Origin of the sequence: uncultured Cetobacterium sp. (assembly GCF_945952365.1) — a bacterium.
Lineage (GTDB): Bacteria > Fusobacteriota > Fusobacteriia > Fusobacteriales > Fusobacteriaceae > Cetobacterium_A.
On record NZ_CAMFHX010000002.1, the window covers coordinates 72,183 to 89,038 of the forward strand.

Here is a 16,856-nt window from a genome sequence, read left to right on the forward strand (position 1 = left end):
CATTTTATTCTTCATCCTTTTTTTATTAAATATCTTTTTCTTCTCCTAGCTCTATTATATCTATATATTTCCTCATCTCTTTTCTTGCAGCTTCACCTTTAGAAAATATTGTTATGACATTTTCTGGATTTAAAGTTCTAATAAAACTATTTAACATTACTAAATCCATAGTTTTATCATCACTAAAATAATTATTTTTTATTCTTCCTATATTTGCAATCATTGTATCCACAGGATAATATATCAATGTTTTTATAATATTTTCAGCATAAATTGTATCTCCTGTTATATAAATTCTTTTCACTTCGGAATTTTTATTAAATATTGTTAAAAAGTAACCATTAACTTTTCCCGAAATAGGGTTTGATAAAAAACCTCCTCCTTTGTATGCTGGAACAACCTCGATTATTATTTTATAGCCCTTTATCTCAACCTCTCTTTTTTTAAACCAATCTAAAAAATCAATATTTGAATTTTTTTTATCTCTTAAGAGTTTCCCACACTCTTTTCTACTTATAATTTTAGAGTCCTCCTCAATAACTTTAGCACCCTCTTCGTCAAAATGATTCGGAGAACATTCTGTTAATAACCACAACTTTACATTTTTGAAACTTTCATCCTCTGGTCCAACAAACTTAATATCTTCTCCCTTTTTTATTAAAAATGATGGATTACATCCAATTTTAAATTTTTTATCTACCTCTAATACCCAACAAGATTTGCCTAAAAATTTAAATTTCAACTCCATAATTCCCTCCAAAACTTAAATTTAATGATATCTCTCTTTTCTACAAAGCTCTATCTCTTCCTTTAAAAAAACATCCTTTTGTAGAATACTTTTTTCAAAATTTATTAAAGGATTTTCTCTTTTCTACAGTACTTATTTTTATACAAATTATTCTATGTAGGTGGTGTTATGAGTACTGATTTCGCAATCTTAGCATTTTTTAGCTTAATGTTAGCCTATCTTTTAATATGTGAAATATTTACAATTCTTTTCAGACTTACTGGTTTAACAGAAGAAACAGCTCGCTTCCAAGTTATATCCATGCTTACTACTTGTGGTTTTACAACTGTCGAAAGCGAACTAATTACCTCATCACGCAAAAGAAAAAAATTAGCTTTTATTACCATACTTTTTGGTTATATTTTTTCCGTTACAATAGTTTCAATGGTTATAAATTTTTTTACACGATTAAATGATGAAAATAGCCTTCAAATTATACTCAAAGCTATTTTAGCTGTAATTTTTATCATTATAATCTGGTATATCTTATTAAAAGTAAACTTTGTAAAAACACGCTTTGATAAAATAATTAGTAAGATTGGTATAAAAGCAATATTCAAAAACCAAGACAATCCTATTATGGTTTTAGGAATTTTCAAATCTGAAGTTATTGCTGAGGTTACAATCACAAATCTACCAGAAGAACTTTTAAATACAGAATTAAAAAACTCTCATATTAGATCATTCTATAATCTTCAAATCTTGACTGTTATAAAGCCTGACGATAGTAGTAATCCCGTAACTGGAGATACAATACTTGAAACCCATGATAAAATCATTGTTTTTGGAGCAATAAAAAACATTAAAAACCTTTTTATAAAAGAAAAACTTTTTTGAACAAAGAGACTTATCAGTCTCTTTTTTTTATGCTATAATCTACCTCGGCGTAAAAAATTTAAAGGAGTAAATAATGAAATTTAAATCAATTGATTTAGAAAAAGATTCTATAAGTAAGCTTTTTTTTAACTTCTCTTTTCCAGCTGTAATGGGAATGTTAATCTCAGCTTTTTATGTTATTATCGATGGTATTTTTATAGGTAGAGGTATTGGTGGAGATGGATTAGCTGCTATTAACGTTGCATATCCTGTTATCACCTTAACAATTGCTTTAAGCCTAATGTTTGGAACTGGTGGAGCGACAGTTATCTCTATAAAGCAAGGAGAAGGTAAATTAAATGATGTTAATAAATATTTTTCACATATGATTATTTTAAATGTTATTTCTTACATCATAATATGTTCTTTAACACTCATGTTTCAAAATAAAATTATTTACTTTTTGGGAAGTAGTGATAAGTTATTCTATCTAACAAAAGCTTACCTAATTCCAGGTGTTATTTTCAGTATATTTTTTATGTTGTCTATCTCTCTTAATGCAGTAGTTAGAAATAACAACAGCCCTAATTTTGCTATGGCGTCTATGGGAATTGGAGCTGTAGTTAATATATTTTTAGATGCTCTATTTATTCTTAAATTTAAATGGGGAATGTATGGTGCAGCTTATGCAACTGGTATTGCTCAAATGGCATCAGCACTATTTTTACTCTCTTATTTCTTAAGAAAAGATTGTAAAATAAAATTTATTAAAGAAAGTATTGATTTTAATGCAATTAAAAGAATTTGTATAAATGGATTCCCTTCATTTATTCTAGAATTCGCAGTTGCTGTAATCACAATTTTATTTAATTCGACTCTGATGGTTTTAACTGGTGAAATTGGAGTAGCTGCATTTAGTATAATTGCTTATATATTTTATGTTTTTAGAATGATTTTTAATGGTTTAGCACAAGGAATCCAACCGATTATCAGTTACAATTTTGGTGCTAAACAATGGAGTAGAATAAAAGACACATTAGTTTTAGGTCATAAAATATCTCTTGTTGTTTCTTTATTAATTCTTTCACTCGTATATTTTGAGAGAGATTTTATTATCGAGTTCTTTAACGGAGACTTAGAGTTAATAAAATTAGCTTCTAGAGGCTTACTTATATACTCATCAGCTGTTATATTTTTAGGAGCTAACTTTATCCATATATCTTATTTACAATCTATGGAAAGAGCTACTATTGCAAATTTCTTATCTTTTGGTAGAAGTTTTGTGTTTATCATCATCGGTATCTTTACTTTGCCAAACTTTATTGGTATAGACGGAGTTTGGTTATCTCTCCCATTTGCAGACTTTATGACATTTATGACTGGTGCTGCTATCGGATTAAAAAATAGAAATAATAAAACTACATAATTTTTTTTAAGAGAACAAAGAAATCAACTTTTATTTCGTATATAGATAACATAATACTTTTAACAAAAGGAGGGAAGTCTTATGTTGCATTTTGTACACGATTATGAATTTTTAGGTCTAGCTAAGAAAAATTTTACTGATGATTATGGTAATGAGATGTGTCAGCTCTACTATATATATAAATGTAAAAAATGTCATAAAATTAAAATAAAAGAGTTTATGGTTTCTAAATCTGATGAATCGGATGGAATCCCTACTGTTTTAGGTTTATACCGCAATGCTTTAGATTGCGATGTTCTTAAAGCTATTGAAATTTCTTAATATCTATAAATTTTAAGTTATAAGGAGGGATACAGATGTTTTTAAAAGATTTTAAAGAGTTTGCTATTAAAGGTAATGCTATCGATTTAGCAGTCGGTGTTATAATCGGTGGTGCTTTTGGTAAAATTGTAACTTCTATTGTTAATGACCTTTTAATGCCTATTGTTGGTATTCTATTGGGAGGAGTTAATTTTACAGACCTCAAATATGTTATTAAACCTGCTGAAGGAACTATTCCTGAAGCTGCAATAAGATATGGTAATTTTATTCAATCAGTTGTTGATTTTACAATTATAGCCTTCTGCATTTTCTTAATGGTAAAAGCTATAAATCAACTTCGTAAAAAAGATGAAGTTCCTGCTGCTCCGCCAGCTCCAACAAATGAGGAGAATCTTTTAACTGAAATCAGAGATTTGTTAGCTAAAAAATAGACAAAAGAGTGTATCGATTATTTTAATCAATACACTCTTTTTATTTTTAAATTTATTTTTTATAATTGAAGTCTGGAATTTGCTCCCATCTTTTCTTTAATGTATATGCTGCCATTTTAGGTTTTCTCTCTCTTGTAAAGATTCCTTTTTTATTTCCTCCAACTCTCATTATACTATCATATCTTGTTGCAAAGTCTGCAAAGTTCCAAACTTGTTCACCTATAAAGTATTCCATCTTATCAAAAGCTCTTCCATGAACTTCATAATAAAGCTGTTGATAGTCCTCACTGTAAATAACAGGCGTTGTCTCTTTTAAACCATTTACCGTATCAGCACCAAACTCTGTATACATCATAGGCTTTTTATGATGGTCCCACCACATCTCTAACTCTTTAACAATCACACCTTCAACTAATTCAACTTCACCAACACCCCAGTACCAACCATAATATCTATTAAAGCACAGTACATCTAACTCAGCACAAACTTTATGAGCTTCCTCTGTATTTAAAGGATATGCTATATGAGATACCAATGTAATTGGTCTCTTTTGAGCATCTAAACCTCTTGCTAAGTCTATTATTGGCTTAAAGTATGCATACGATCCTTCCTCTTCTAAAGCTGTTTCGTTTGCAACACACCACATAACTACACAGGGATGATTTTTATCTCTTTTTATAAGTTCTCTTATATCTTTTTCATGTTGCTCTTTTGTTTTTAAAACTTCCCAAGTTGACTGAGAAGATTTTATTCCCATATAAGTATTCATAAAGTTTACATGAAGCCCTACAGCTGGAACCTCATCAATTACAACAATCCCTTCTTCATCTGCTAATCTCATAATCTCCTCTGAATAAGGATAGTGTGATGTTCTAAATGAATTAGCTCCAATCCATTTCATCAAACTAAAATCTTTTCTATTGATAACTTCATTTAATCCTCTACCGTTTGAATTTGAATCCTCATGTTTTCCAAACCCTTTGAAATAGAATGGTTTTCCATTGATTAAAAACTTTCCAGCTTCAACTTTCACTGTTCTTATTCCACATTTTTCATAATAAACATCTAATATTTTATCTCCATCTTTTAAAGTAACTTTAATCTCATAAAGATATGCTGCACCTGGCTCCCAAAGTTTAGCATTCTCTATTTCAATCTTATTATTTTTTCCAGTTGCAGTCGCTATATTTTTTCCTTCTTTATCTATAACTTCTACTAATACATCCCCATCAAAAGAGGTTTGTATACTGTAATCTATAACTCCTTTTTCTTCTACTATATCTGTTATTAAAGTTATATCTTCTATGAACTCTTTAGGAGTTGTATATATTTTTACAGGTCTATGGATACCACTATAATTGAAGAAGTCCACACAATATGCTGTATGTCTTTTAACTTTAGGTATCATTAACTCTTCTAAACCTTTTGAAACATTATCTAACTCTCTAACTCCACCAACTGGTAAAGTTGTATTATCTAAAGTATTATCAACCAAAATCGTCAGTCTATTTCTATCCACTAACATATCTTTCTCTAAGACTACTTCAAAAGGAAGAAAACCACCTTTATTTCTACAAATCTCTTTTCCATTTAAAAAGACAACTGCCTTATGCGTTACACTTCCAAACCTTAAAACAACTCTATCTTCATTTAAAATCCCTTTTGAAAGTTCAAACTCTTTTTCATACCATACTGCACCAACGTGCTCTCTTACTTCTTTATCCTCTATTAAATCATTAAAACTTGAAGGAACTGGCATATTATACACTTTACCATTCAATCTATCTTTAAAATATTCATTCTCAATTCCTTTTCCATCATCTAACTTAAATCTCCAAACTCCTGATAAATCTATTAAATTTCTAGTTGTTGTCATTATTGGGTATAACATCTATTTACCTCGCTTTTTATTTTTTATGCTAACTCTAATTTTTCATCCATAAGTTCCTCTTCATACTCATTTTTTTGTGAATTTAAAGAGTCTTGGATATCTTTCATTTTTTCTATATTTAACTCATAATATTTCATTGCCACTAAAGATGCTACAAAACCTAAAATTGGAATTATACAATATACAAAAAGTACTACCGAATTAAACTTTGTACTTATAAAAGTATTTGGTGAAATTATTGTCTTACTTACACCTGCATAAGCTAATGCAAATCCTACGATAGTTGTTGAAAGAGATGAAACAAATTTATCTATAAACGAGAATAGTGTTCCCATCATCCCTGGAATAAATTTACCAGATCTATATAACTCGTAATCTGTTACATCTGCAATCATAGGAATCACTATCGGACTTGAAACTGCCGAAAACCCTTGCTGTATAAACATAAAAGTTAAAAATAGTGTCGTACTAGCTCCTGTCATTCCTAATATATAAACTATGACTGTTGAAATCATTCCAAGCCATGTTGTCACCACAAAGGATTTTTTCAACCCTACTTTTCTAGCCCAAAACAATCCACATATACCCATTATTGTTATTGGTATTCCTGTCATCGCTGAGTAACTTCCCTGTAATTTAGAATCAAGTAATATGTTTGCAAACAGATAAACCGAAACACCTTTCATTGCATTAATAGCTAACTTATCTGTTGAAGCTGCAATTGTTAACATCTGTATAGCTCTATTGTTTTTCAAAACATCAACATAATCTGAAAATTTTAGCTTTATACTTTTATTCATGCCAAAGAACTCAGTTCTATCTTTTTCCCATATTCCAATCAAAGCTAATATCGTACATCCCACTGAAAGAATTACAGTTGCCTTTGATACAAATGTCCAAAGTTCAGGACTTAAAAGTCCAGCCTCGTATCTTGGAGCAATCACGCTCATCAATACATATATTCCACCTGTAAATATTATCGTATTATATATTGTGTCAAATATTGAAAACAGTGGTCTTTGCTTAGGATCGTTTGTCAAAACTACTTGCCCACCTTTTGTACAAGCGGTTTGAAATGTATAACCTATTATGTAAACCACATAAAAAGAGGTCGTCCATATATATTTTCCCATCTGTGAAAACTCTAATGGTGTATTAAAAATTGCAAATAAACTAGTTACTATTATTATATTTCCTACAAGCATAAACGGTCTAAATTTTCCAAATCGACCATCAGTTTTATCTATAAAATAACCTATGATAGGATCTGTTATTCCATCAAATAGCCTCATACATGTTGCGATTATTCCAACTAAAACCCCAGATAACCCCAATATATTTTGTGTGTAGTACATATAGTAAAGTGTTAAAAACATAGCTAAATTTGTTGCTGAGTTATTTAATACAAAAAGTCCAATCTTATATGATTTCGAACGATTATACATTTCCATTTGTTACACTCCCCTTATTACACTATTTTTTTTAAAAACTCAAGACTCTTTTTATAATCACCACTAATGTCTTCATCTAAAGAGTAATCTTGCTCTATAATAATCCAATCTATTTTTAAACTTTTTATCTTTTCTACAATAGGTTCAAATGCTATATTTCCCTCTCCTAAAGGACATATCACCTGTTTTCCTAAATCAAAGAACTTCTCCCCAGTACTAACTATTTTCATATCTTTTAAATGAATTGTATTTAATCTATCACTATATTTATCAATTAAACTCAATATGTTTACCCCACCATATTGAGCCCAATATGTATCAATTAATAACTTCACATTTTCTTTATTTGTATTCTCCATAAGAATATCCAATCCAAATTTTTTATTAAACTTCATAAATTCAAAAGCATGCATATGATACATAAAGAATATGTTTTCTTTTAAAAGGTCCCCACCAATTTTATTTATAAGATTAGAAAACTCTACATACTTTTCATAACTACCTTGATATTCCATTGGCATAGCACCTATCCCACACAAGTCACATCCCCATTCCTTATGCGCCTTTATTACCATTTCCAAATTCTGAGTCAAATCTAAAAAGTTTATATGTGTTGCTACTATTTTAAGATTTAACTCTTTACATGTATCTCTATAAAAATCTATAACTTCATCTGTTACTCTTCCAAAACCAGAAAGTTGAACTCCATCATATCCCATCTCTTTTGCATTTATTAAAGACTCTTTTGCAAAAGAAAGTTCAACAGACTTTCCCTCTTTTAAATAAGGCATAAAATAACCTATCATCTGTACTGCAATTTTCATCTTAAGTCACTCTCCTTATAGATATCCGTTATAATTTTCAAACTTTTTAGAGATTCTTCTAACGGAAGATATAATTTTTTACTTTTTCCAAGAGAGTTGTAGAAACAATCAATCTCTTTTTCATGTGAAGCCCCATAGTAATCTTTTATCTCTCCTTTTTCATCCCTTTCTAAAACTACTTCTTCATTATCTTTACTTAACAGAAGTTTTCCATCTCTTATCGTATAAGTTCCATTTTCACAGTAAACCTTTAAAGTTACACTCGTATTATTAAAGTTACATAAAGTCCCGCTAAAGAATCCTTGAACTCCATTTTTAAAATCTAACTTTATTGAAGCTGTATCCTCTACATCTAGTGTTAGATTTTTAAGTTTAAAAACTTGGCCAGATATGTTTTCAATCTCTCCTCCAATATCTTGCAAATAATCTATTGTGTGAATTGCTTGATTTATAAGTAGTCCACCACCACTCTCAAGCATCTTTCCTCTCCAAGGAGCAGCTTCGTAGTAGTTTAAATCTCTTCTCCAAAATACTGTTGCCTCTAAGCCTTTAACCTTTCCAGTTTCACCTTTGCCCAATTCCTCTTTCAACTTTATATAACTTCTATTTCTTCTATTTTGATATACCACTGTTGCTTCAACATTTGGATAGATTTGAAGAAGCTCTATCAACTTTTGAGCTTCTTCATAAGTATGAGCTAATGGTTTTTCTATTATAAAATGAATTCCTTTTTTACATGCTAACTCAGCTATTTCATACCTTATATTGTGTGGTGTTAAAATATGTATTGAATCTAAACTCTCATTCTCAAGCATATCAACAAAATTTCTATAATAATTACATCCATTTTCTTCACCGATTTTTTTTGCAACATCTAGTTTTAAATCACACACTGCAACTAATTTATGATTTTTCTTTATTAAAGGTATATGTACATCACTTATAACTCCACATCCAATCACACCTACTCTTTTTTCTTCCATAACTAAATGCTCCATTTCTTTGTGTATTTAGATGTTGCACACTTTTTCATTAACTCCTCATAATAAACATCTTTATCGATTGGTAAATTAATCTCTTTATTTAAAAACGTTGATAAAAGCATACTATTTATTAGTTCTAAAGCTTTTATTCCCTCTATTCCTGGAGCTATTAGCTTATCTTTCCCTTCTATAGCATCTATCCAATTTTCTATAACTAAGGCATGCTCAACTCCCCAAGGAACTTCTCCTAAATCTTTTGATGTATATATTGTTTCTTCTACTTGAGGTGTATTCTTAGGATTTCTTAAATCTGCCGTTGCAACTAAATTCAATTCATTTTCAGGAACAAGAAGTTTTTTATAAGTTAATACATCATTCTCTATTACAATTTTTCCATTATTTCCAATGATTTCAAGTCTATTTGTTCCTGGGGCGTCGTGAGTAGAAGTTATAAATACTCCGTTTCCTCCATTTGGATACTCTACATATGCTGTTACATCTGTTTCAACCTCTACATCTCTATTCTCTCCAAATTTACAATACGCTCTCACCTTATTAGGCATTCCACAAAGCCATTGCCACATATCTATCTGATGTGGAGCTTGATTTATTAGAACTCCTCCACCTTCTCCAGCCCAAGTTGCTCTCCATTCTCCGTTATCATAATATTTTTGTGGACGATACCAATTTGTTATTATCCAATTCACTCTTTTAAATGTTCCGATACCATCAGCATCTATTATCTCTTTAGCTTTTATAAATAATGGATTAGTTCTTTGATTGAATAACAATCCGAATGTAACATCCCTGTTTTCTTCAGATATCTCATTTAACTCCTCAATATTTTTTGTAAACACTCCAACTGGCTTTTCTAAAAGTACATGTATCTTTTGCTTAATAGCTTCTATTCCCATTATTGGATGTAAATAGTGTGGTGTTGCAACTATAACTGCATCAATCTCACCAGAACTTAACATCTCTTTAAAACTAGTAAAAGTTTTCAATTCAGGAATAATCCCTTTTGCCCACTCTAATTTTTCTGTATCTATATCACAAACTGCTGTTAACTTTGCATTTTTTACTGTTCCGTTTGGTATTAAAGGTTTGTCTGTAAACGACATCACATGTACTTTCCCCATAAACCCTATCCCAACTATTCCAACTCTTAACATATCTATTCCCTCCTTAAATTCTATTTATCATTTCTAATAATGTTTTTAATGATATTTCAAAAGCTTCTTTTCCATCTTTAAATTCTGCTTTTCTATCTTTTATACTTTCATGTTCCAACGATTGCAAAGTACTAAAGTTTATAAGATGAGGCTCTAATGATACGAAATTTTCATATCCATCATTTTTTAACTCTCTTAAAATTTCAAAAATTTGGCCATCACCTGTTCCTATTAATACATTTTCATTTGATGAATATTTTGCATCTTTTAAATGAACATATTCAACATACCTCTTTAATTTTTCATAAGCCTCTAAAGGTGAAACTCCGACTTGAACAAAATTAGCAGGATCAAATATCAATTTAAATCTATTTGAATTTTTTTTAGTTAACTCTATTAGATTCAAGCAACTTACAATATCATCTCCGTAAATTCCCTTTTCATTTTCATGAAGTAACACTAAATCTGTTCCATCAATCTCTTTTAAAAAACTTTCTATTTTTTCAAAAATTATACTTTCATATTTTTTCTTATTCTCTTTATTTAAAAAGAAACTAAAAACTCTAATATATTTAACTTTTAATCTCTTAGCTATCTCTATTACATTTTTAAATTTTTTAAAGTGTTCTGTAAACTCATCTTCAAAGTTTTCATTTTCAATATTTATTTTGCCTATTGGAGAAGCTATACATGAAACCTCTATATTTTTTTCTAATAGATATTTTTGAATTTTATCAATCTCACTTAAAGACATCTCAGATATATTTTTTCCGTCAATTGACCTTAGCTCAATAAACTTCATTTTTAAATCTTTAACAACCTCCACTTCTTTTTTAAATCCAATATCTATTTCATCAACAAACCCTGATATTTTCATTTCTTCATCTCCTTTTTTCTGACTCTCTTTACTAATCTAATTATATTATCTCTTTCTATTAAAAAAAATGTTAATACTTGATAAAATCGCAGTCTTTTTTTGACTTTTTTTATTTTTTGTGCTATTTTAAATTAAGGAGGCCGTAAAATGAATGTTTTATCTAACTTATGTAACATGTTAGGAGTTCTAACAAACACAAACATCACTATATTTAATAAGAATGGAGAAAAAATTGTTAAATATAGCTCTTTTCAAGTTATTGATGATTTCTCCCTTACAGAAAATAATATTTTAGAAATAAAATCTTTTCTTATTGATCAAAAAAATACAACAATATCTTTAGAAAAAACTTATGGCTATACAATCAATTTTATTGGAGTTAAATCACTGCAAAAAAATATTTTTTTCATAATTGGACCATTTCTTTTAGAGGATCCTTTTTACGAAAAACAAAAAGAAATATACAACTTAAAAAAAAATTCTCCAGCCGAGTACAGTTTTTATTCAAATTTAAAAAAAGTTAAAACTATTCCCACCGAAATTTTATTTCCATTAGTTTTCAATCTTATAAACTGCGAGTTTATGAATATTGAAAAAAAAATCTACACCATTAACGACACTATAAAAAAAATTGAAAATAAACCTAAAGATTTAAAAGTTTTTTCAGAAAATATAGAACTGACAAACGAAAGATACCGTCTTGAAAATTTAAAATTAAAAGCAATAAAACTCGGAGATTATGAACAAGCAATAAAATATCACAAAGCTATGTCATCTCTAAGTGAACTAAAACAAAGAATTCCAAGTAATGTTTTTAGAGCTTTTAAAAACGGATTATTTATATCTAGTGCCCTGGCTAGAAAAGCTGTCGAGGAGGCTGGTGTTCCTCCTACACTTATTCATGATTTATCATCTAAAATCTTTACTTGGATTGAAAACTCCTCAACCTTAGCAGAAGTAAAAAAAATTGATGAAGATATTATAAAAGAGTATTCAAAGCTTTGTCTTTTTCATAATGAGAAATATAACTCTTTTAGCTCAAATATCAAAAACGCACTGCTTTTTATCAACATCAATAAAGATAAATCTATTAGTTTAAATGAAGTTGCAGATTTTACATCACTAAATCCAGAATATCTTTCTAGATTATTTAAAAAAGAAGTTGGAATGAATTTCAAAGACTACCTTCAAGATATCAAAATTAAATCTGCTATTGATTTTTTAGAAAATACAAATCTAAAAATTTCAGAAATCGCATTAAAACTTGATTATTGTAATGTTGAAAATTTTTCAAAATCCTTTAAAAAATCTACAGGAGTTACACCTGCTAAATTTCGGAAAAGCTCGAATATAAAATAACTAAAAAAGAGACTCTACAATTTAAAACTGTAGAATCTCTTTTACTTTTATCTATTACTAAACTCTAACTTTATCTCATCTAAAAGTTTAGTATTTTTTAATAGTTTAACTCCTGTTACAGCTAATGCTAAAACAGCCTCTTCCATTCCTTTATAAGCTCCATCCTCAACAGTACACTCTGCTAGCTCTCTACTGTGACTGATTACATCTTTATAAAGAGGCATATACGGATGAATTGTAGCACAGACATGACTTACATCTCCTGCATCTGTCGACCCACTATCTTCAGAGTTTTCCATTTTTTCAACTCCAATATCTTTCAAACTTTCTTCATAGACTTCCATTAAAGTTTTATTTGTTATTAAATCTAGGAAACTTGTTTCATAATTCTCTATTTCTAAAGTAGTTCCTGTTGATACAGCAGCTCCATTAGCACAATTTAAAACTTTCTTCAAAAGTATATCTAACTCTTTCTTATTTCTCGATCTCACATAGAAGTTTGCTACTGCTAAATCTGGTATTATATTAGCCGCTTCTCCACCTTTTGTTATTATTCCATGAACTCTATCTGTAGGTAGAATCTGCTGTCTCAATGCATTTATTGTATTAAATAGTGTTATAACTCCATCTAAAGCATTTATCCCTAGATGAGGTGCACCTGCAGCATGAGAAGTTTTTCCTCTAAATGTAAATTGTAAAGCTTCCATAGCTTGACTAGAACTACTTCTCAAATGAATATTTCCACTCGTTGGATGAACTATCATCGCTACATCAATATTATTGAAAGCTCCCTCTTTAACCATCTTTACTTTTGCTCCATCTGTCTCCTCGGCAGGTGTTCCTATTACTAAAACCTCTCCTCCATAGATATTTACAAACTCTCTTAAAAGTATTCCCGCCGCAACACTTGTAACCCCTAATATATTGTGTCCACATCCATGACCAATCTCTGGTAGAGCATCGTATTCAACTAAATAAGCTATTCTTGGCCCTGGATTTTTAGCCACATAATTTGCCAAAAATGCCGTCTCTATTCCACAGTATCCTTTTTCAACAAAAAATCCATTTTTACTCAATAGCTCACAATGCTTATCTCTTGCCTTTACCTCTTTTAATCCTAACTCTGGATTTTCAAAAAGAAACTGATTTAACTCTTTTAATTCATCTAAAATTTTCGCATATCTCTCTTTTAAATCTATAATAATTTTTTCCATTTATTCCTCCCTAGTTTATCTCCATACCTTTGTTTAATACAAAACTATTATTTCTTTCCTTTTTATTTATAAACATAGTTTTTGCTAAATATATAGCAGCAAAACCAGAAACCAATTTAGCCACGATAAATGGTAATATATTTCCTGGAGATACTCCTGCAATAAAACCTAATTGTCCACCAAAAACATAAGAACCTGCAACAGCAAAAGCACTATTTATTATTTTACTATTGCTATCCATCTTGTTAAAAATTCCAAACATAGGAATACTACTCACAAGCGATGCCATGAATCCTGCTGTTCCACTTTCATCTACTCCTAAAAGTCCTCCCATTTTTTTTAAAGAGCTGCTAAAATATTTTTCTATAAAATAAAGAAATGGATACGCACCACTCAATGTTAAAGATACTCTTGTTATAATTTTCATACTCTCATCTATCGGATTTAATCCCTCTACTATCGAATACCCAAACATAGTTTCAACCAACGTTAAAATTAATCCTAAAGTTACTAGCAGCGTCATTACTTTTCCAAACTTATCAAATATATTACACGTCTTTTCAGGATAAAACCATAGTCCTCCACAAATAACCCCTGAGAAAAGTACAACTGGAATCAGATTATATAAAACCAATCCTAAATCAATTCCCATTATCATCCCTGCAACTAAACATCCTAAAGGAATTGTTGCTACTCCACTCAAAATTCCTTTAGAAAAGCTACTTTTAGACTCATTATCAATAATACCAAAAGCAACAGGCATAGTAAATATAACTACAGTTCCTAACATTGAGCCTAAAATTACCCCTGAAAAATCAGCTAAACTTTTATTCATAGCTAAATCTTGAGCTAAAAAATACCCGCCCATATCACTGGCCAAAATAGAGTTTATATATATTGAAGGATCTATCCCTGTTATAGAGTAAAGCATCTCTACAAAAGGCTTTGAAAATTTTGAAATCAATGGAGTTATAGATAAAATCCCCAACATTGCTAGCATCAAAGGTCCCGCAACACTTACTCCATCCTGAAACCTTTGACCATACCCCAACTTATTTCCAAAACACCTATCTAAAGCACCTATTACAGCAAAAAAAGTTAAGATAAAAAATATAACTTTCACTATCAAATCCCCCTTATTTTTTTTAATATCTATTGATTATAACACAAAAAGAAAAAAAATCTAGCACTTATGTACTAGATTTTTAAATTCTTTTATGCAATTACTTTTCCTTTAAACATATCAAATACCTCTTTTACAGATAGCACGCTATCTATCTTCCACGCATCTTTTCCTGCAAAGAAAATTCCTTCTAAAGCATTTCCTTCATGACCTTTTATCAAACTATCTTTAACACAGAATTTTCTGCTACACTTTTTCAAGCAACTAGTACAACTCTTTGGTGTTAACTTTTCCTCTGCAATTACTCTATTCACATATGGTGATACTATCGCATTTGCAGGTAATCCTGCAGAACTCATAAGTTGAACTACATCTCCCTCTTTAGAGTTTACATAGACATCTTTAAACTCTTGGCTAACCTCACACTCTTCAGTAGCTATAAACCTACTTCCCATTTGAACTCCTGCTGCACCTAAAGCCATCATTCTCTCGGCATCTTCTGGAGTTATAACTCCACCTGCTCCTATTACAGGAATAGAAACCCCTTTAACGATCTCTTCTACGATATCCCAAGAGTCTTTATCTGTACCTAAGTGTCCTCCAGCGTTTCCACCTTCAACAACTATTGCATCTGCTCCTAATTTTTCAGCTATCTTAGCTAACTTTAAACTTGAAACAATTGGAACTATTTTAACTCCAGTTCCTTTAACTGTATCAAATACATCTCTTGAGAAACCAGCTCCACATATAATCATATCAACTTTTTCCTCTATTGATACTTTTACAGCTTCCGCAAAGTTTGAAGCAGCCACCATTATATTTACTCCTAGTGCTCCACCTTTTTCTATGATCATCTCTTTTGCTTTTCTTATTTCATCTCTAAATTCATCTGCAGGAATAGCCGTTCCTGATATAACTCCAACTCCACCTTGATTAGCTACTGCTGATGCCAATCTTGACATTGAAGCTCTTATTCCCATTCCACCTTGAATTATTGGTACTTCTATATTTAAATCTCCGATTTTCACTAAAATTCACCTCCAATAATAATAACACATGTTATGATAACACATGTTATTATAAAATGGAAACTTTTTTTGAACTTTTTTTTTAGCCTCTTCAACTTACCTTTTATTCATCATAAAAGTTCTCTAAATTATCTATTTGTGAGTACACAACCGCTGCTAATTTATGTGATAAATGTCTAACTCTTTTTTCAGTATCAATTTTAATTAATGGCTCTTTTATAACTTTAACTCTCATTTTTTTCAATCTATTCAGATCTAACTGAACAGGTGTACTTCCCTCTTCACTATACCTCTCAATAATCTCATCTGGTATTTGAACAGAGTTAACTATAACTTTATCAATCATATCAAAACCTACATGCCTATTTATCGATTCTATATGATCTGCCACACTATAATTTTCAGTTTCTCCCATCTGACCCATCACATTACATATATATATCTTTTGAGCTTTTGATTTTTTTAAAGCAGCCTGCATATTCTCTAAAAGAAGATTTGGAATAATACTTGTATAAAGACTTCCTATTGAAAAAACAATTAAATCCGCTTCTTCAATCGCCTTTATATTTTCTTTTGGGCTATTTACCTCTCCATCATAAAATACTCTTTTAATTTTCTCTCCCAAAACCGGTATATCTGATTCACCAAAAACAAATCCCCCACTTGTTTTTTCTGCAATCAACTCTATTTTTTCAAGAGTCGCAGGTAAAATTTTTCCATTGATATTAAATAGTCTTCTAAGTTTTTTTAAAGCTACTTGAACATCTCCAGTTATCTCTGTCATCGCTGTTATTAATAGATTCCCCAAAGGATGAGCTCCTATTGAAGAGTCCTCTCGGAATCTAAATTGAAATACCTCTTCTATTAATGGCTCTACATTACTCAAAGCTATCATTACATTTCTTAAATCTCCTGGAGCTGGAATATTAAATTCTTTCTTTAATATTCCACTACTTCCACCACTATCAGCTACCGATACAATTGCTGTTACATCTATCGGAAAGTGTTTCAGTCCTCTTAAAACGACAGATAACCCACTTCCCCCTCCTACTACTACTACTTTTGGATTTCTCATTGCTTATATTCCCCTTTTTATTTTTAGTTTCTACTATATTTTATAACATTATTTTGCAAAAAAAAACTATATTTGTTA

Annotated in this window: 16 protein-coding genes; 5 read left to right on the plus strand and 11 right to left on the minus strand. The window is 30.1% G+C overall.

Features of this window, described 5'->3' with window-relative positions; all coding sequences use genetic code 11:
• Window positions 1–25 precede the first annotated feature (25 nt).
• Window positions 26–748, minus strand: a complete 723-nt coding sequence (locus Q0O83_RS01025; RefSeq protein WP_294093252.1) for a hypothetical protein — start codon at window positions 746–748, stop codon at window positions 26–28.
• Between the two features lie 168 nt (window positions 749–916).
• Between Q0O83_RS01025 and Q0O83_RS01030 the strand changes: the two genes are divergently transcribed.
• The 4 genes from Q0O83_RS01030 to mscL all read left to right on the plus strand — a co-directional run bounded on the left by Q0O83_RS01030 (window position 917) and on the right by mscL (window position 3,781).
• Window positions 917–1,624 (plus strand): hypothetical protein, encoded by a 708-nt coding sequence (locus Q0O83_RS01030; RefSeq protein WP_294093254.1) that lies wholly within the window; start codon window positions 917–919, stop codon window positions 1,622–1,624.
• Between the two features lie 73 nt (window positions 1,625–1,697).
• Window positions 1,698–3,029 carry an MATE family efflux transporter gene (locus Q0O83_RS01035; RefSeq protein ID WP_294093256.1) on the plus strand — a complete coding sequence of 444 codons (1,332 nt, stop codon included), beginning with the start codon at window positions 1,698–1,700 and terminating at the stop codon, window positions 3,027–3,029.
• An 81-nt stretch (window positions 3,030–3,110) separates the two neighbouring features.
• On the plus strand, window positions 3,111–3,350 hold the full coding sequence (locus Q0O83_RS01040) for a hypothetical protein (RefSeq protein ID WP_294093257.1): 240 nt from the start codon (window positions 3,111–3,113) through the stop codon (window positions 3,348–3,350).
• A 35-nt stretch (window positions 3,351–3,385) separates the two neighbouring features.
• Complete coding sequence (gene mscL, locus Q0O83_RS01045; protein WP_294093259.1) at window positions 3,386–3,781, plus strand: large-conductance mechanosensitive channel protein MscL; 396 nt, start codon at window positions 3,386–3,388, stop codon at window positions 3,779–3,781.
• Window positions 3,782–3,833: 52 nt separating this feature from the next.
• Here the strand turns inward: mscL and uidA are convergent, their stop codons facing one another.
• From uidA to Q0O83_RS01075, 6 genes are read right to left on the minus strand one after another with little or no spacing between them, the layout of a single operon-like run.
• Window positions 3,834–5,672 (minus strand): beta-glucuronidase, encoded by a 1,839-nt coding sequence (uidA, locus tag Q0O83_RS01050; protein WP_294093263.1) that lies wholly within the window; start codon window positions 5,670–5,672, stop codon window positions 3,834–3,836.
• 23 nt (window positions 5,673–5,695) lie between these two features.
• Window positions 5,696–7,123: an MFS transporter gene (locus tag Q0O83_RS01055; RefSeq protein WP_294093265.1), complete on the minus strand. Its 1,428-nt coding sequence runs from the start codon at window positions 7,121–7,123 to the stop codon at window positions 5,696–5,698.
• A gap of 17 nt (window positions 7,124–7,140) precedes the next feature.
• Window positions 7,141–7,947, minus strand: coding sequence for a sugar phosphate isomerase/epimerase family protein (locus tag Q0O83_RS01060; protein WP_294093267.1), 807 nt, complete (start codon window positions 7,945–7,947; stop codon window positions 7,141–7,143).
• The gene (locus tag Q0O83_RS01065) at window positions 7,944–8,930 is read right to left on the minus strand and encodes a Gfo/Idh/MocA family oxidoreductase (protein WP_294093269.1); all 987 of its coding nucleotides are present in this window, start codon (window positions 8,928–8,930) and stop codon (window positions 7,944–7,946) included. The genes Q0O83_RS01060 and Q0O83_RS01065 overlap by 4 nt, the downstream gene beginning before the upstream one ends.
• Window positions 8,931–8,932: 2 nt before the next feature.
• On the minus strand, window positions 8,933–10,102 hold the full coding sequence (locus Q0O83_RS01070; RefSeq protein ID WP_294093271.1) for a Gfo/Idh/MocA family oxidoreductase: 1,170 nt from the start codon (window positions 10,100–10,102) through the stop codon (window positions 8,933–8,935).
• 13 nt (window positions 10,103–10,115) lie between these two features.
• Complete coding sequence (locus Q0O83_RS01075; RefSeq protein WP_294093273.1) at window positions 10,116–10,979, minus strand: TIM barrel protein; 864 nt, start codon at window positions 10,977–10,979, stop codon at window positions 10,116–10,118.
• A gap of 147 nt (window positions 10,980–11,126) precedes the next feature.
• Between Q0O83_RS01075 and Q0O83_RS01080 the strand changes: the two genes are divergently transcribed.
• The gene (locus Q0O83_RS01080) at window positions 11,127–12,338 is read left to right on the plus strand and encodes a response regulator transcription factor (RefSeq protein ID WP_294093275.1); all 1,212 of its coding nucleotides are present in this window, start codon (window positions 11,127–11,129) and stop codon (window positions 12,336–12,338) included.
• 47 nt (window positions 12,339–12,385) lie between these two features.
• Here Q0O83_RS01080 and Q0O83_RS01085 read toward each other — a convergent pair whose 3' ends face one another.
• The 4 genes from Q0O83_RS01085 to yvcK all read right to left on the minus strand — a co-directional run bounded on the left by Q0O83_RS01085 (window position 12,386) and on the right by yvcK (window position 16,778).
• Window positions 12,386–13,552, minus strand: a complete 1,167-nt coding sequence (locus tag Q0O83_RS01085) for a M20 family metallopeptidase (RefSeq protein ID WP_294093277.1) — start codon at window positions 13,550–13,552, stop codon at window positions 12,386–12,388.
• A gap of 10 nt (window positions 13,553–13,562) precedes the next feature.
• The gene (locus Q0O83_RS01090) at window positions 13,563–14,675 is read right to left on the minus strand and encodes an ethanolamine utilization protein EutH (RefSeq protein ID WP_294093280.1); all 1,113 of its coding nucleotides are present in this window, start codon (window positions 14,673–14,675) and stop codon (window positions 13,563–13,565) included.
• A gap of 92 nt (window positions 14,676–14,767) precedes the next feature.
• On the minus strand, window positions 14,768–15,703 hold the full coding sequence (locus Q0O83_RS01095) for a nitronate monooxygenase (protein ID WP_294093282.1): 936 nt from the start codon (window positions 15,701–15,703) through the stop codon (window positions 14,768–14,770).
• Window positions 15,704–15,806: 103 nt separating this feature from the next.
• Window positions 15,807–16,778 (minus strand): uridine diphosphate-N-acetylglucosamine-binding protein YvcK, encoded by a 972-nt coding sequence (gene yvcK / locus Q0O83_RS01100; RefSeq protein ID WP_294093284.1) that lies wholly within the window; start codon window positions 16,776–16,778, stop codon window positions 15,807–15,809.
• Between the last annotated feature and the right edge of the window lie 78 nt (window positions 16,779–16,856).

Bases quoted from the DNA above. Each gene is read 5' to 3' on its own strand.
- Q0O83_RS01025 (WP_294093252.1), bottom strand. From the start codon at position 748: ATGGAGTTGAAATTTAAATTTTTAGGCAAATCTTGTTGGGTATTAGAG.
- Q0O83_RS01065 (WP_294093269.1), bottom strand. From the start codon at position 8,930: ATGGAAGAAAAAAGAGTAGGTGTGATTGGATGTGGAGTTATAAGTGAT.
- Q0O83_RS01085 (WP_294093277.1), bottom strand. From the start codon at position 13,552: ATGGAAAAAATTATTATAGATTTAAAAGAGAGATATGCGAAAATTTTA.
- Q0O83_RS01040 (WP_294093257.1), top strand. From the start codon at position 3,111: ATGTTGCATTTTGTACACGATTATGAATTTTTAGGTCTAGCTAAGAAA.
- Q0O83_RS01060 (WP_294093267.1), bottom strand. From the start codon at position 7,947: ATGAAAATTGCAGTACAGATGATAGGTTATTTTATGCCTTATTTAAAA.
- Q0O83_RS01030 (WP_294093254.1), top strand. From the start codon at position 917: ATGAGTACTGATTTCGCAATCTTAGCATTTTTTAGCTTAATGTTAGCC.
- Q0O83_RS01035 (WP_294093256.1), top strand. From the start codon at position 1,698: ATGAAATTTAAATCAATTGATTTAGAAAAAGATTCTATAAGTAAGCTT.
- yvcK (WP_294093284.1), bottom strand. From the start codon at position 16,778: ATGAGAAATCCAAAAGTAGTAGTAGTAGGAGGGGGAAGTGGGTTATCT.
- Q0O83_RS01075 (WP_294093273.1), bottom strand. From the start codon at position 10,979: ATGAAAATATCAGGGTTTGTTGATGAAATAGATATTGGATTTAAAAAA.
- Q0O83_RS01070 (WP_294093271.1), bottom strand. From the start codon at position 10,102: ATGTTAAGAGTTGGAATAGTTGGGATAGGGTTTATGGGGAAAGTACAT.
- mscL (WP_294093259.1), top strand. From the start codon at position 3,386: ATGTTTTTAAAAGATTTTAAAGAGTTTGCTATTAAAGGTAATGCTATC.
- Q0O83_RS01055 (WP_294093265.1), bottom strand. From the start codon at position 7,123: ATGGAAATGTATAATCGTTCGAAATCATATAAGATTGGACTTTTTGTA.
- Q0O83_RS01080 (WP_294093275.1), top strand. From the start codon at position 11,127: ATGAATGTTTTATCTAACTTATGTAACATGTTAGGAGTTCTAACAAAC.
- uidA (WP_294093263.1), bottom strand. From the start codon at position 5,672: ATGTTATACCCAATAATGACAACAACTAGAAATTTAATAGATTTATCA.